Here is a 14,589-nt window from a genome sequence, read left to right as displayed (position 1 = left end):
TGATTATAATTATCAGCCAATCAGGTACTGGTAAATACCTTCAGCCACAGGAATACCTTCTTTTAAACATTTTTCTTTATAGGCGATTTGCGGATCGTTTGGCGCCAGCACTTTATCAACACCGGGCATCGGTTTTACAGCCCTTAGCTCATTGACCATTGTGCTCATTATTGAGGAAAACAGCGGATTGCCCAACATCTGCGGATCAATAACGATAACCAGACTCGCTAACTTGCGCATCTTGTCATAGTCGCCATACATCCGAACAATATGGTTGCTAAAGTTTGCCCCCATCAGGACGCCCGTGAGCGCATCAATCGCCAGGGCAATACCAGAACCTTTGTGTCCGCCAAAGGGCAGCAGATTTTCAATTTTATGCGGATCGGTAGTGATATGTCCCTCTTTATCCAGCGCCAGGCCATGACCTATTGGTTTCCCGGTTTCTTTGGCGTGCAGAATTTTACCAAACGCAATGGCGCTGGTCGCCATATCGACGATCATCGGATGGCTGTCTTTAACGGGGAAGCCGAAGGCGATTGGGTTAGTCCCCAGAAAGCGCTCCGCGCCGCCATACGGCGCAACGCAGGTATCCGTTTGCGTCATGGCGATAGCCACCATTCCCTGGCTTGTCGCCTGCTCAATAAACCACGAGAGCGCGCCGCAGTGGGACGTATTTTTGACGCTGACGAAGCCCAGCCCCGTCTCTCTCGCCAGACTAATAGCGTGGTCTGTCGCCTTTATCAGCGCGCAGTGTCCCATTCCATCATCAGAGTCCAGAATAGCGACAGAAGGCGAAATCTGTTCAATGCTGAATGTTGCTTTTGGATTGAGCCCGCCTGCGTTCAGGCGGGTACAATAGTGCTCTACGCGAATAACGCCGTGGGAGTGAACGCCGGTAATATCGGCATGAACCAAAACGTCGGCTACCTGCTGCGCCGTTTGCGCGTCAAGGCCCGCCTGGGTGAGTTTATTAAACGCCAGCGCTTTCAATTCATTTTCTTTGACTAATATTGTTGACATAACTATCCCGCTATTAAAATTTGATAACGCCTTTAACCAATTTTTTGTTTTCTACCACGTTCTTCTGGTACTGGTTGCCGAACGTATAGAAATCGAATTCCTGGTTTTTCATCATTGTTTCGCTAATAGCGCCCTGAGCCATTAGCTCAATGACACATTCGAAGTCTTCCCGCGTCGCGTTACGGCTGCTCAATAGCGTGGTCTCTTTTTTATGGAAGGTCGGATCGTCAATGACGAGCTCGCCGATATACAGCCCGATGAAGACGATTTTTCCGCCGTGACGAATCAGATCGACAGCGCGGCTCATGGAGGATTTATTGCCGGTGGCATCAAGCACAGTGCCGGCTAATTCACCGGAGAAACAGGCTTTCAGCGCATCAATATAGTCGTCTGACGACGGATCGAGCGTTGCAACGCCTACCTTTTCGGCGACCAGACGACGGCGTTCGGCGTCAATATCAGCTACCGCGACGCGAGCGCCTTTGGCTTTTGCTATCGCGGCGGCGGCCAGCCCAATCGGCCCGGCGCCGACCACCACAATGTTTTGCTGCGGCTTCACGTCAGCGCGGCGTACTGCATGGGCGCTGATGGCGAAACACTCAACCAGCGCGCCCGCGCTGTCGGTGAGGTTATCCGACAGTTCAACCAGATTTTGTTCACGAACGGCCAGATATTCGCTAAAGCCGCCGTCCTGGTGAACACCATACAGCGAGACGTTCTCACAGCAGTTGGTTTTTCCTTCCCGGCAGGCTGCGCAAGCGCCGCAAGGAATACAGGGAATAACGCTATAGCGTTGGCCGACCTTCGCCGTGCTGCACGATTTACCCAACATTTCAGCCACGCCGCAAATTTCATGACCCAGCACGCGCGGATAGGCAAAAAAGGGCTGGCGGCCGGCAAACGCATGGATATCGGTGCCGCAAATACCAACCGCTTTAATTTTTAACAGTACTTCATCGTCTTTTAAATGAGGAATATCTCTTTCAATGTATTCGATATTTCCCGGATTATTACAGATAAGCGTTTTCATACTTAACCCTTTGAAGATAAACGGTGAATGGTGGCCGTGACGCCATGTAATTCAATATGGTTAAAGGCCTGCTGAATGTCGTTTAAAAAATCTGCGTTGTCGCCGGCCAGCGTTCCAAAGATGCTATTTATCTGCAGCAAAGACAGCGCTTGTTCCCATCGCGTGTTTTTATTTTTAATAGCCGCATTGAAGGTATCATTGAGCGGGTCGGCCACGCTCTGCCCCTGAGAGAGCGTATTAATGACGTAATGGAGCCAGCCCGCAATCAGCGTCGCCAACGCCCTGCCCTTAACGCCGCGCGCCTGGAGCGTCAGATAAGGATCGACGGCCCGCTGAGGCAGCTTCTGAGAACCGTCCATCGCAATCTGTCCGGTCTTATGTTTAATATTCGGGTTGCTGAATCGCTCAATGAGCAACTGCGCATATTGATGTACATCTACCGCCAAATTCGGGCGCAGCGATTTTGCCTGCTCTTCCGTCATTAAATGATGTACGGCGGTTTTAAAAGCGTCGTCTTCCATGCACTGATAGATAAACTCATATCCGGCCAGGCTGCCGTTATAGGCGAGAAACGAATGGCTGCCATTCAGCATACGAAGTTTCATTTCTTCATAGGGAAGCACGTCCGAGACGAACATCGCCCCTGCTTTATCCCAGTCAGGACGACCGGCAACGAAATTATCTTCGATAACCCACTGACGGAAATCCTCGCATACGATGCCGCAGGGATCGGCAAAACCGATCTGGTCTTTAATCATGTCAAATTGCTCTGGCGTCATTGCCGGCACGATGCGATCGACCATGGTGCCAGGAAAGGTGACATGCTTCGCTATCCAGGCCGCCAGCTGCGGATCGAGATTATCGGCAAACGTAACGATCGCCGTTTTGGTCAAATGACCGTTTTCCGGAATGTTATCGCACGACAGTACACTAAACGGGGGAAGCCCTTGCTGGCGGCGTATCCGTAGCGCTTCGACGATTAGTCCGAGTGCTGACCGGGGATGTTCAGGATCGGCAAGATCGTGTTTGATGAGCGGATGGCTGAGATCGAGCGTTCTGGACCGCGGATCGGTGCAGTAACCTTTTTCCGTTATCGTCAACGAAACAATTTTTACCTGCGGCTCAGTCAGCTTCTCGATCGCCGCCTGAATACCTGACTTCGGCGTATGCAACGCGCCGGTGACGGTACGAACCAGGCGACTATTGATGGCGCTGGCTGACGTTTCCACCACTGAAAACAGCCCCTCTTGCGCATTTAGCGCATCCACCAGCTCCGCATCGCCGAACAGATTCAGTTCAAAAATCCCCCAGCGGTTGCCGGTTATCTCATTCGTGAGATCGTTATAAACAGCCTGGTGACCACGGTGAAAGGCGCCAAATCCAATATGTACGATGTTGGCTTCCATCCCCTGACGTGAATAAGTCGTTTTGAATTGGTGCCTTGCGGCGTCTAACTGGCGAGCTATGGTGTCCATGAATTTTTCCCACTCCTGTTTTGTTTACCAATTCTGCTTAAACAGCATACCAAAATCCGTGAATATGATCACACTCACGGCACCGGATTCTTCACCCTGGTATGCTGACTAATAGCCAATGAATAAAAATAATTTATTTATCAATTGGTTATAAAATGCACTTGTCAGGATAAATTTTACGATTCACAAAAGCGTGATTTTGATTAGAAAAATCGGCCACGAATTGGCATACCACCCATACAACCAGTAATCATTAAACACCATGAAAAACAATAGCTTATTGAATAACACGCCCGCTGCGAGCGTATATGTCACGCATGATTGGTTCAATAATCACCCGAAATACAGCAAACCAAACCTGATAATTTGTCTAGTGAATTAATGAGCTCAATTTATTATCAGCATCAACGTTAACCTAAGAACATCAGTTACGGTTTTGATCATCCGGGTCGCTGCTAAAGAGATGAGGAGTGAGCCACCTTTAGACATAATTGGCAAATTAATCCATTGATTGAAAAAAGGAAAAAATTGATGAAGACGCAGATTAGGTACGTTGAAACAAAGCTTTCAAAGCTCCTCTGACCGAGGTCTTAGTTGACGCGAAACATGGCATAATAGCCATTTCGAACTGGTAACCACGACGATTACGCTGGAAGACGGTTCAACTGGCACCGGATATACCTATACCGGCGGAAAGGGAGGGTATGCAATTAAAGCGATGATCGACCACGATCTTGCCCCGGTACTGTCAGGGAAAGAGGCGCTGCGATTGACGATATCTATGACTTTATGGAATAGCATATTCACTATATGGGTTGCGGAGGCATCGCGTCGTTTGCGATGTCTGCAGTGGATATCGCCCTTTGGGATTTGAAAGGCAAACGTGAAAAACTGCCGCTGTGGAAAATGGCTGGTTGAAGGCGGCGCGTCTGTCGACGAATAGCGGTCGTTTGGTATGCTCGCTCGGTATGCAGGAATTACACGTCAGACTGGTTTCCGCATTCGAGACTGGCTGACTGGAGGTTCACAGTTTCCCGATCGATCAATATACCAAACATCCGCTGGTGGTCGACAATTATCGCGCCGTGGCACCAGACACCTACGGCATTGGCGTAGAGTTTGACTGGGATAAGCTGAGCGTTTACGAAGCCTGATTCCCTCTCTCCGGGCTTGTTTTTGGCGGCAGGCCCGGTTAATCGCTGACAAAAATGTCATCCGCCTGAAAATAGCCGTCAGGTGGCGAAGAAAAAATCATCAAAATCTTCCAGCGAATCATCCTGTTGGAAGATTTTTACCAGCTCATTTTTACTGTTTTCAAGATGGGTCCACGAGGCCTGTCTGGCCTGCTCAGCATCGCGTTTTTGCAATGCAAGGAAGATACTACGGTGATCTTCCACCCATTTCATTCTTAACTCTTTCTTATGTAAATACTTATAGTTTAACTGCTTCCAGCGCGGATTTTCGGTCCTGACAGCCCGCCACAGCTCGGCAGATTGTTTCATTAATACACGATTTTGCGTGGATTCCGCGATGATATTGTGGAACTGGCGATCCAGTTCTTCAAATTTGTCGCTGTCGCCGCCAATCTGCTTTTCCTGCTGCTCAATAATACGTTTAAGCTGCTTAAGTTCATTAAATCTTATTTGCGTAGCGGCAAAACCGGTGATGTTGCTTTCGATGACCTGCCGGGCCTGTAGCAATTCAAAGGGGCCAATGTCTGAGTAAGGCAAGAGCGCTTTTTGATTGATTTTCTCCAGACTATCAATAAAGTAAGTGCCTGCGCCTTGCTTAACCTCTACCACTCCCTTCAGCTCAAGCATAATAATCGCCTCACGAATCGTCGTGCGGCTGGTTTGAAAACGCTCGCTAAGTTCTCTCTCCGCCGGAAGTCGCTCGCCAGCTTTAAATACCCCTGAATAGAGTAGTTCTTCTATTTGCAGCCCTATATCAAAATAGCGCCGCTTGGTTAAAATTTGTTCCATGCACATACCTATGTAGACAGCAATTGCTCCACTTGAGGGTAGTGTAAACAAATCCTAATGTTTATGGTAAACAATTTCCCTGTCAGAGAGTGGTCGTTTCTTTCCCACAACCTACGGCTATGCGCGTCACACAGTCCTTCCCCACCAGACTCGGCAGGAAAGGCACTGATTCCCATAACGCATATTTGACGTTTGATGCCGGGTTTATTTGCGGCAGGGCGGCGGCGCATACCCGTTATTGTCCGCCGGGAAAGCCTGCGAGGAACAAGGCGGTAGCGTATTTGTTGCTTTACCCTGCAATGCAAAGGCGGCAAAGCCGATGACGCCGATGTTGCGTACATCGCCCTGCGCGGAGTGGGCCGCATAAGCGTCAGCTACGTCGGCGAACTGGAATGCCGCCTCAGTGTGTTTATCTTTGCGAAACCCTTTAATCGCCAGTGAGTCGCCGGCGTTAACAATATAGCCATGATGATTCAGCGAGCCTGCTTTTCCGTTCAACACGTCCAGGCCATCAACCGTTGCGACGATTTCGTAATTGGTATCATGACTGTAATTACGAATATATAACTGATAGTTCATCCCTGATCTTGCAGGAATACTATATTGCCATTGTCCCATTGATGCGTTGTAGCGACGAGTAATTGGAATTGAATTAAAATTAGCGTCGCGCACAGCATATTCAAGATCGCTGATACGTATACTATAAACTTTATCGTAACCTGACGGATATTGAGTGGAGTAATTTATTACCACCATTTCGGCAGGTTCTCGATCGGCACGTTCTACCGAAACGCTTTGTACCGATGAATGCACGTCGCCGCCCCAGGCGGTGCCGACGTCGGATGAAGAGCCATTATTAGATTGCATTCCGCTGGAACAGCCGCCTAACAGCAAAAACAAGCCAACAATGACGGCATTAAATTTAAATTTGCTCATACTCACACCCCTTTTTAATTATTAGGGGGATTGTAGGCCCATAAGATTACATAGAGAAGCGACGCGCTGATAATTAAGAATTTATAAAATATAAAAGGGTCGATTTAAATAATTAAATCGACCCACAAGTGGAATACTCTTAATTACTCATCTTCAAGATAAGTATAACCGTACAGTCCCGCTTCAAATTCCTCAAGGAACTGCTGCTGCAACGCATCGTCCAGATCCGTCTGTTTTACCTGGTCGCGGAAATGCGTTAACAACGTTTTTGGATCCAGTTGCACATATTGCAGCATATCCGCAACGGTATCGCCTTCGTCCGACAGTTCAACCTCGACGCTACCATCCGGGAAGACAAATACGTCAACCGCTTCAGTATCGCCAAACAGGTTGTGCATGTTACCGAGGATCTCCTGATAGGCGCCGACCATAAAGAAGCCGAGCATCGGCGGATTCTCTGGATCGTATTCCGGCATCGGCATCGTCGTGGCGATACCGTCGCCATCGATATAGTGGTCAATAGCGCCATCGGAATCACAGGTTATATCCAGCAGCACGGCACGACGTTCCGGTACCTGATCTAACCCTTCCAGCGGCAGCACCGGAAAGAGCTGATCGATTCCCCACGCGTCCGGCATCGACTGGAACAGCGAGAAGTTGACGTACATTTTGTCCGCCATCCGCTCTTGCAGTTCGTCGATAATCGGGCGATGCGCACGGTTTTGCGGGTCCAGTTGCTTCTGCACTTCATGGCACATGCTGAGATAAAGTTGCTCCGCCCAGGCGCGCTCCTGCAAACTAAACGCGCCGGAAGAGTAGCCGATATGAATATCGTGCAGATCCATTTGGCTATCATGCAGCCACTCACGCAGCGAGCGGCGGGTGCCAGGTTTATGCATCTCCTGCCAGGTTTCCCACAGATTTTGCAGCGCGCGCGGCGCATCTTCAGCAGGGGCAGTCGGATCCGTGTATTCGTTACGCTCCACACCGATAATGTTAGAGACCAGTACCGTATGGTGCGCAGTGACGGCGCGGCCAGACTCGGTAATCACCGTCGGATGCGGTAAACCATGCTCTTCGCAGGCATCGCCAATCGCCCAGATGATGTTATTGGCATATTCGTTCAGGCCATAGTTCACCGAACAGTCGGACTGCGAGCGGGTACCTTCATAATCCACGCCCAGACCGCCGCCCACGTCGAAGCACTGGATATTAACGCCCAGCTTATGCAGCTCAACATAGAAACGCGCGGACTCGCGCACGCCGGTCGCGATATCGCGAATGTTCGCCATCTGCGATCCCAAGTGGAAGTGCAACAGTTGCAGACTGTCCAGACGCCCGGCGTCACGCAGGGTCTCCACCAGTTGCAGCACCTGGGTCGCCGCCAGGCCGAATTTTGATTTTTCGCCGCCGGAGGATTGCCACTTACCGGACCCCTGAGAGGCCAGACGCGCACGCACGCCCAGGCGAGGAACCACATTCAGGCGCTCGGCCTCTTCCAGCACAATCGCGATTTCAGACATCTTTTCGATGACCAGATAAACCTTATGGCCCATCTTCTCGCCAATCAGCGCCAGCCGAATGTATTCACGGTCTTTATAACCATTACAGACGATCACGCTACGGGTCATGCCGGCATGCGCCAGCACCGCCATCAATTCCGCTTTTGACCCCGCTTCCAGCCCCAACGGTTCACCGGAATGGATAAGGGACTCGATCACGCGGCGATGCTGATTGACCTTAATCGGATAAACGAGGAAGTAGTCGCCGTTATAACCGTAAGATTCACGCGCACGCTTAAACGCCGCGTTAATTGAACGCAAACGGTGTTGCAGGATCTGCGGGAAGCAGAACAGCGCCGGCAGACGCTGACCTTGCGCTTCGCGCGCTTTCACCAGTTTGGCAAGATCGACACGCGCTTCCGGTACGTCGGGATCGGGGCATACGCTAATATGGCCCAGCTCGTTGACGTCGTAGTAGTTATTGCCCCACCAGGCAATATTGTAAGTGCGCAGCATCTTGCTGGCTTCCTGGGAGCTCATTGCAACCTCCTGCATGGAGCGTAGTACACCCTGTTCGCCTGCTGACGAAGGCGAACCCATAGACATGTCGTCAGACATAGCGAACCTCAATTTTTATTAGCAAGTGTAAAACAGTTGACTACTATCGCAATCCGAAGACGCGATAACAACCCATAGACAAGCGGATTTTCCAGCAGATAGCGCTGATGCTCCGCCTGCGCGACCGGTTTCTTTTTCATATCATTGTAAACACGTAACCGAACTCACAGATAACGGTTCGGCGAAACCACGAGAAAACTCTTGCGTTAACAAGAGCGCCCTTGTTCAGTCTTCAGCGCCATTGCCGGCTCTGGAATCCTGAGAAGCGCCGAGATGGGTATAACATCGGCAGGTATGCAAAGCAGAGATGCAGATTGCGGGGGACATGCGCGCACCAGAACGATGCGACAGATTCAGCAGAATACAACGGTTCATTATCTCGTATCACCTCCACGGCCGCCTCGTAAGACGAACCCACAAGCCAAAGCAACGTTTTAACCCGGCTGGAAGTGGCGACACGAAGAAAACGTCGTGTGCTTTTGTATGAGCCGCGCGTCGCGTTTTATACCCAGAACGCAGAAAAAAAGCAAAGCATAAATGCGCATAATGTCAGCATTATCAGAAACGTTTACCGCCTGATTTTGACCGACATTGCGACGGCCTTCAAAAAAAGCTGGAAATTGGGCGAAGAAGTGACCTAAAATAGCCGTCCAGATGTTAATCCATCCATACTGATTAACACTCAGACTGCCAGTGTCAGCGACCTTCAGACTCATGGTAGAATCTTCTGTCATGACTATTCCGCACAACAGTTTGAGCTAACTAAATTCTCCTTAGGTGAAATTAAATATGGCAAAACACCTTTTTACGTCTGAGTCCGTATCAGAAGGGCATCCTGACAAAATCGCAGACCAAATCTCTGATGCCGTGTTGGACGCTATCCTGCAACAGGATCCGAAAGCACGCGTCGCCTGTGAAACCTACGTTAAAACCGGCATGGTTTTAGTTGGCGGTGAGATCACCACCAGCGCCTGGGTCGATATCGAAGAGATTACCCGTAATACGGTGCGCGAAATTGGCTATGTGCATTCCGACATGGGCTTTGACGCCAACTCTTGCGCGGTACTGAGCACAATTGGCAAACAGTCTCCGGATATCAACCAGGGCGTTGACCGCGCAGACCCGCTGGAACAAGGCGCGGGCGACCAGGGCCTGATGTTTGGCTACGCGACAAATGAAACCGACGTATTGATGCCTGCGCCAATCACCTACGCGCACCGTCTGGTACAGCGTCAGGCTGAAGTGCGTAAAAATGGCACCCTGCCATGGTTGCGTCCGGATGCAAAAAGCCAGGTCACTTTCCAGTATGACGACGGCAAAATCGTCGGTATCGACGCCGTGGTTCTCTCTACGCAGCACGCAGAAGATATCGACCAAAAATCGCTGCAAGAAGCGGTGATGGAAGAGATCATCAAACCCATTCTGCCGTCTGAATGGTTAAATACGTCCACTAAGTTTTTTATCAACCCAACCGGGCGTTTTGTTATCGGCGGCCCGATGGGCGATTGTGGTCTGACCGGTCGTAAGATCATCGTTGATACCTACGGCGGTATGGCGCGTCACGGCGGCGGCGCCTTCTCCGGTAAAGATCCGTCTAAAGTTGACCGTTCTGCAGCTTACGCTGCGCGTTATGTCGCGAAAAACATCGTGGCGGCAGGTCTGGCGGATCGCTGTGAAATCCAGGTCTCCTACGCTATCGGCGTAGCGGAGCCGACGTCCATCATGGTGGAAACGTTCGGTACTGAAAAAGTGCCTGCTGAACAGTTGATTCTGCTGGTGCGCGAATTCTTCGACCTGCGCCCGTACGGCTTGATTCAGATGCTGGATCTGCTGCACCCGATCTACAAAGAAACTGCGGCTTACGGCCACTTCGGTCGCGAAAACTTCCCATGGGAAAAAACCGACAAAGCGCAACTGCTGCGCGATGCTGCCGGTCTGAAATAATCGCCCGCGCCTGACGCTGTTTTTCAGTCAGGGAAACCATACCGTACTTATCAAGGCCAGCGCTCTGCTGGCCTTTATCATTGCTGATACACGCAACGTTATCAGATATTCCAGCGTGAATTTATACTGACCTTTTTGTGATGCGCAGCACAATCCACTCTCCCCTTTCGTTTCTTCGACTACACTTTTTATCATTCAGTTTCAGTCATCATGAAAGCGGTTACATTCATTTTCATTAAGAACTGACTACATCACTATCGGTATGCTAATTCTGCGATGAAAATATTACATAATTTTTCAACTTTGTCTAAATGCCAGGCGATTGATATGGTTATAAGATTATTAAAACTATTATTTTTCAGATAATTAAATAATCACCGAGATAAATAGTAGTGTAAACGATTACACCATTGTGATTAGCCTCACATCTTTTTACGGCGTACTCACCTACTCTTAACATCGATAAAATTGCTAACCCAACCGGAGGGCATAATGCCTGACAATAAAAAACAAGGGCGTTCCAACAAGGCCATGACATTTTTTGTCTGCTTTCTTGCAGCCCTGGCAGGATTACTTTTTGGCCTGGATATCGGCGTTATCGCCGGTGCTTTACCCTTCATTACCGACGAGTTTCAGATTACCGCACACACTCAGGAATGGGTGGTCAGCTCCATGATGTTTGGCGCGGCCGTCGGCGCTGTCGGCAGCGGCTGGCTCTCCTTTAAGCTGGGTCGTAAAAAAAGCCTGATGATCGGCGCTATCCTGTTCGTCGCCGGTTCGCTGTTCTCCGCTGCGGCGCCTAACGTTGAAGTCCTGATTATTTCTCGCGTGCTGCTGGGTCTGGCCGTCGGCGTCGCTTCCTACACTGCACCGTTGTACCTGTCAGAGATCGCGCCGGAAAAAATTCGCGGCAGTATGATCTCAATGTACCAGCTCATGATCACCATCGGGATTCTGGGCGCTTATCTGTCCGACACCGCGTTCAGCTACAGCGGCGCATGGCGCTGGATGCTCGGCGTGATCATCATCCCGGCCATTTTGCTGCTGATCGGCGTCTTCTTCCTGCCGGACAGCCCGCGCTGGTTTGCGGCGAAACGCCGTTTCCATGATGCTGAACGCGTCCTGTTGCGCCTGCGTGACACCAGTGCGGAAGCAAAACGTGAGCTCGATGAAATTCGCGAAAGTTTGCAGGTTAAACAGAGCGGTTGGGCGCTGTTCAAAGAGAACAGCAACTTCCGCCGCGCCGTGTTTCTTGGCATTTTGTTGCAGGTCATGCAGCAATTTACCGGGATGAACGTCATCATGTATTACGCGCCGAAAATCTTCGAACTGGCGGGGTACACGAATACCACGGAGCAGATGTGGGGCACCGTTATTGTTGGTCTGACTAACGTGCTGGCAACCTTCATCGCTATCGGCCTGGTTGACCGCTGGGGCCGCAAGCCGACCCTGACGCTGGGCTTCCTGGTCATGGCGATTGGTATGGGGATTCTGGGTACGATGATGCACATCGGCATCCATTCGCCGTCTGCGCAATACTTCGCTATCGCTATGCTGCTGATGTTCATCATTGGATTTGCGATGAGCGCTGGTCCGCTGATTTGGGTACTGTGCTCCGAAATCCAGCCGCTGAAAGGCCGCGATTTCGGCATCACCTGCTCCACCGCGACCAACTGGATCGCCAATATGATCGTCGGCGCAACGTTCCTGACCATGCTGAACAATCTGGGTAACGCCAACACCTTCTGGGTCTACGCTGGCCTGAACGTGCTGTTTATCCTGCTGACCCTGTGGCTGGTGCCGGAAACCAAACACGTTTCGCTGGAACACATTGAACGTAACCTGATGAAAGGTCGTAAACTGCGCGAAATCGGCGCCCACGACTAATCCCTCCACGCTTCCTCCTGCCACAGGAGGAAGCGTTTTTCTTGCAGTCCCTCTTCCGTCGCACTATTCTCTGCCGCTATGAAAACCCCTCGTCTCCCTATCGCTATCCAGCAGGCCGTGATGCGCCGTCTGCGGGAAAATCTCGCCCAGGCGAACCTCAAGCTCGATAGACATTATCCGGAGCCGAAACTGGTGTATACGCAACGCGGCACCTCGGCGGGCACCGCCTGGCTGGAGAGCTACGAAATCCGCCTCAACCCGGTGTTACTGCTGGAAAACATCGACACCTTTATAGCAGAGGTCGTGCCGCATGAACTGGCGCATCTGTTGGTGTGGAAGCACTTCGGACGCAAGGCTCCGCATGGCAAGGAATGGAAGTGGATGATGGAAAGCGTGCTGGGCGTTCCGGCCAGACGTACTCATCAATTTGCGCTGCAATCCGTACGGCGCAATACCTTTCCCTACCATTGCCAATGCCAGCAACATCAACTCACCGTCCGCCGTCATAACCGCGTAGTACGCGGCGAAGCGGTTTATCGTTGCGTTCACTGCGGCGAACCACTGGTCGCCGGGTAGTTTCCCGAAACGTCCGGGAACTTTCCTGAGCGGACTGATTGCATACAGACACAACTTTCGTTACGTTGCGGGCTCGTTTTGCTATGGAGTGTGCAATGTACCGTAATTTCTCTTTTGCCGCTGTGTTGCTGGCCGCAGCGTTTTCAGGCCAGGCCCTGGCCGATGGCATTAACAATTTTTCTCAGGCCAAAGCGGCGAGCGTCAAAGTCAATGCTGACGCGCCCGGCAGCTTTTACTGCGGGTGCCAAATCCGCTGGCAGGGTAAAAAAGGCGTCGTAGACCTGGAGTCCTGCGGCTATAAGGTGCGTAAAAACGAGAATCGCGCCAGACGCATTGAGTGGGAGCACGTTGTCCCCGCCTGGCAATTCGGTCATCAGCGCCAGTGCTGGCAGGACGGCGGGCGAAAAAACTGCGCTAAAGACCCGGTCTACCGCAAAATGGAAAGCGATATGCATAACCTGCAACCCGCGATTGGCGAAGTGAATGGCGATCGCGGCAACTTTATGTATAGCCAGTGGAACGGCGGCGAAGGTCAGTACGGGCAGTGCGCCATGAAAGTAGATTTCAAAGCGAAGCTCGCCGAGCCGCCCGCCCGCGCCCGTGGCGCAATCGCCCGCACTTATTTTTATATGCGCGACCAATACCAACTGAAACTTTCCCGCCAACAAACGCAGCTTTTTAACGTCTGGGATAAGCAGTACCCCGTTACCGCCTGGGAGTGCGAGCGCGATGCGCGTATCGCGAAGGTCCAGGGTAATCATAATCCCTATGTGCAACGCGCTTGCCAGGCGCGAAAGAGCTAACCTACACTAGCGGGATTCTTGTTAACCCATGCCCTGGATAGCCAAACGCCGGGGCCATGACGCGGATTTTTTTATTATGCGTATTCCCCGCATTTATCACCCTGAATTGTTGACGTCCGGTACGCAGATTTCGTTATGCGAAGATGCGGCCAACCATATTGGTCGTGTACTGCGCATGGGAGCGGGACAAGCGTTACAGCTGTTTGACGGCAGTAATCAGGTATTCGATGCTGAAATCATTAGCGCCAGTAAGAAAAGCGTTGAAGTGCAAGTGATGAAAGGCGAAATCGACGATCGTGAATCGCCGCTACATATCCATCTGGGCCAGGTGATGTCGCGCGGTGAAAAAATGGAATTTACTATCCAGAAATCGATCGAACTGGGTGTAAGCCTCATTACGCCACTGTTCTCTGAGCGCTGCGGCGTTAAACTGGATAGTGAACGTCTGAACAAAAAGCGCCAGCAGTGGCAAAAGATCGCCATCGCCGCCTGCGAACAATGCGGGCGTAACCGGGTGCCGGAAATTCGCCCGCCGATGGCGCTGGAAGCCTGGTGCGCCGAGCAAGATTCCGGGCTGAAGCTCAATCTTCATCCGCGCGCCCATGCCAGCATCAACACTCTGCCGCTGCCGGTTGAACGCGTCCGACTGCTAATCGGCCCGGAAGGCGGGCTGTCGGCGGACGAAATCGCGATGACCGCGCGCTATCAGTTTACTGATATTCTGTTAGGACCTCGCGTTCTGCGTACTGAGACAACCGCGCTCACCGCCATTACCGCGCTACAGGTGCGTTTTGGCGACTTAGGATGAAGCGTTAA

At 51.3% G+C, this 14,589-nt stretch carries 14 protein-coding genes and 1 pseudogene; 6 read left to right on the top strand and 9 right to left on the bottom strand.

The genetic code is table 11. From position 1 onward, the window contains the following. Positions 1-12: 12 nt before the first annotated feature. The 3 genes from J4617_RS08975 to J4617_RS08965 are packed head-to-tail and all read right to left on the bottom strand — an operon-like array spanning position 13 to position 3,525. Entirely contained in the window at positions 13-1,020 is a 1,008-nt protein-coding gene (locus tag J4617_RS08975) for an Ldh family oxidoreductase (protein ID WP_000104231.1), read from the bottom strand. Positions 1,021-1,033: 13 nt separating this feature from the next. Next, positions 1,034-2,050, bottom strand: coding sequence for a zinc-binding alcohol dehydrogenase family protein (locus tag J4617_RS08970; protein ID WP_000853913.1), 1,017 nt, complete (start codon positions 2,048-2,050; stop codon positions 1,034-1,036). Between the two features lie 2 nt (positions 2,051-2,052). Continuing rightward, the gene (locus tag J4617_RS08965; protein ID WP_000379521.1) at positions 2,053-3,525 is read right to left on the bottom strand and encodes a mannitol dehydrogenase family protein; all 1,473 of its coding nucleotides are present in this window, start codon (positions 3,523-3,525) and stop codon (positions 2,053-2,055) included. Positions 3,526-4,344: 819 nt separating this feature from the next. On the opposite strand from J4617_RS08965, the pseudogene J4617_RS23190 reads away from it, so the two are divergent. Then, positions 4,345-4,440 (top strand): annotated as a pseudogene (locus J4617_RS23190) (hypothetical protein); the annotation flags it as partial. Positions 4,441-4,757: 317 nt separating this feature from the next. Here J4617_RS23190 and J4617_RS08955 read toward each other — a convergent pair. The 6 genes from J4617_RS08955 to J4617_RS08930 all read right to left on the bottom strand — a co-directional run bounded on the left by J4617_RS08955 (position 4,758) and on the right by J4617_RS08930 (position 9,297). Further along, a complete protein-coding gene (locus J4617_RS08955; protein WP_001576357.1) occupies positions 4,758-5,558 on the bottom strand; it encodes a FadR/GntR family transcriptional regulator in 801 nt (266 codons plus the stop codon). Between the two features lie 153 nt (positions 5,559-5,711). Continuing rightward, positions 5,712-6,443 (bottom strand): hypothetical protein, encoded by a 732-nt coding sequence (locus J4617_RS08950; RefSeq protein WP_000032796.1) that lies wholly within the window; start codon positions 6,441-6,443, stop codon positions 5,712-5,714. Between the two features lie 143 nt (positions 6,444-6,586). Continuing rightward, the gene (gene speA / locus J4617_RS08945) at positions 6,587-8,563 is read right to left on the bottom strand and encodes a biosynthetic arginine decarboxylase (RefSeq protein ID WP_001278580.1); all 1,977 of its coding nucleotides are present in this window, start codon (positions 8,561-8,563) and stop codon (positions 6,587-6,589) included. An 8-nt stretch (positions 8,564-8,571) separates the two neighbouring features. Continuing rightward, positions 8,572-8,703: an acid stress response protein YqgB gene (gene yqgB, locus J4617_RS08940; RefSeq protein ID WP_000729109.1), complete on the bottom strand. Its 132-nt coding sequence runs from the start codon at positions 8,701-8,703 to the stop codon at positions 8,572-8,574. Positions 8,704-8,788: 85 nt separating this feature from the next. Then, positions 8,789-8,938 (bottom strand): hypothetical protein, encoded by a 150-nt coding sequence (locus J4617_RS23140; RefSeq protein WP_001751809.1) that lies wholly within the window; start codon positions 8,936-8,938, stop codon positions 8,789-8,791. Positions 8,939-8,997: 59 nt separating this feature from the next. Continuing rightward, positions 8,998-9,297 (bottom strand): hypothetical protein, encoded by a 300-nt coding sequence (locus J4617_RS08930; protein WP_001540882.1) that lies wholly within the window; start codon positions 9,295-9,297, stop codon positions 8,998-9,000. A gap of 55 nt (positions 9,298-9,352) precedes the next feature. On the opposite strand from J4617_RS08930, the gene metK reads away from it, so the two are divergent. The 5 genes from metK to rsmE all read left to right on the top strand — a co-directional run bounded on the left by metK (position 9,353) and on the right by rsmE (position 14,581). Beyond that, positions 9,353-10,507, top strand: coding sequence for a methionine adenosyltransferase (gene metK, locus J4617_RS08925; RefSeq protein ID WP_017465460.1), 1,155 nt, complete (start codon positions 9,353-9,355; stop codon positions 10,505-10,507). Positions 10,508-10,999: 492 nt separating this feature from the next. Next, positions 11,000-12,394 carry a galactose/proton symporter gene (galP, locus tag J4617_RS08920; RefSeq protein ID WP_001113171.1) on the top strand — a complete coding sequence of 465 codons (1,395 nt, stop codon included), beginning with the start codon at positions 11,000-11,002 and terminating at the stop codon, positions 12,392-12,394. Positions 12,395-12,472: 78 nt separating this feature from the next. Beyond that, positions 12,473-12,970, top strand: coding sequence for a SprT family zinc-dependent metalloprotease (locus J4617_RS08915; protein WP_000856775.1), 498 nt, complete (start codon positions 12,473-12,475; stop codon positions 12,968-12,970). Positions 12,971-13,065: 95 nt separating this feature from the next. After that, entirely contained in the window at positions 13,066-13,773 is a 708-nt protein-coding gene (gene endA / locus J4617_RS08910; RefSeq protein WP_000286133.1) for a deoxyribonuclease I, read from the top strand. A 76-nt stretch (positions 13,774-13,849) separates the two neighbouring features. Then, a complete protein-coding gene (gene rsmE / locus J4617_RS08905; RefSeq protein ID WP_023203985.1) occupies positions 13,850-14,581 on the top strand; it encodes a 16S rRNA (uracil(1498)-N(3))-methyltransferase in 732 nt (243 codons plus the stop codon). Positions 14,582-14,589: the final 8 nt, after the last annotated feature.

Origin of the sequence: Salmonella sp. 32010601201800023SM (assembly GCF_017572235.1) — a bacterium.
In the GTDB taxonomy this organism is placed as follows: domain Bacteria; phylum Pseudomonadota; class Gammaproteobacteria; order Enterobacterales; family Enterobacteriaceae; genus Salmonella; species Salmonella enterica.
Note: the sequence above shows the minus strand (reverse complement) of the source record. Positions and strands in the feature narration are given on the sequence as shown.

Excerpts from the sequence above, each read along its gene's own strand:
- endA (WP_000286133.1), top strand. The coding sequence starts at position 13,066 with ATGTACCGTAATTTCTCTTTTGCCGCTGTGTTGCTGGCCGCAGCGTTT.
- yqgB (WP_000729109.1), bottom strand. The coding sequence starts at position 8,703 with ATGAAAAAGAAACCGGTCGCGCAGGCGGAGCATCAGCGCTATCTGCTG.
- J4617_RS08915 (WP_000856775.1), top strand. The coding sequence starts at position 12,473 with ATGAAAACCCCTCGTCTCCCTATCGCTATCCAGCAGGCCGTGATGCGC.
- J4617_RS08970 (WP_000853913.1), bottom strand. The coding sequence starts at position 2,050 with ATGAAAACGCTTATCTGTAATAATCCGGGAAATATCGAATACATTGAA.
- J4617_RS08975 (WP_000104231.1), bottom strand. The coding sequence starts at position 1,020 with ATGTCAACAATATTAGTCAAAGAAAATGAATTGAAAGCGCTGGCGTTT.
- galP (WP_001113171.1), top strand. The coding sequence starts at position 11,000 with ATGCCTGACAATAAAAAACAAGGGCGTTCCAACAAGGCCATGACATTT.
- metK (WP_017465460.1), top strand. The coding sequence starts at position 9,353 with ATGGCAAAACACCTTTTTACGTCTGAGTCCGTATCAGAAGGGCATCCT.
- speA (WP_001278580.1), bottom strand. The coding sequence starts at position 8,563 with ATGTCTGACGACATGTCTATGGGTTCGCCTTCGTCAGCAGGCGAACAG.
- J4617_RS08950 (WP_000032796.1), bottom strand. The coding sequence starts at position 6,443 with ATGAGCAAATTTAAATTTAATGCCGTCATTGTTGGCTTGTTTTTGCTG.
- J4617_RS23140 (WP_001751809.1), bottom strand. The coding sequence starts at position 8,938 with ATGAACCGTTGTATTCTGCTGAATCTGTCGCATCGTTCTGGTGCGCGC.
- J4617_RS08930 (WP_001540882.1), bottom strand. The coding sequence starts at position 9,297 with ATGACAGAAGATTCTACCATGAGTCTGAAGGTCGCTGACACTGGCAGT.
- J4617_RS08965 (WP_000379521.1), bottom strand. The coding sequence starts at position 3,525 with ATGGACACCATAGCTCGCCAGTTAGACGCCGCAAGGCACCAATTCAAA.
- rsmE (WP_023203985.1), top strand. The coding sequence starts at position 13,850 with ATGCGTATTCCCCGCATTTATCACCCTGAATTGTTGACGTCCGGTACG.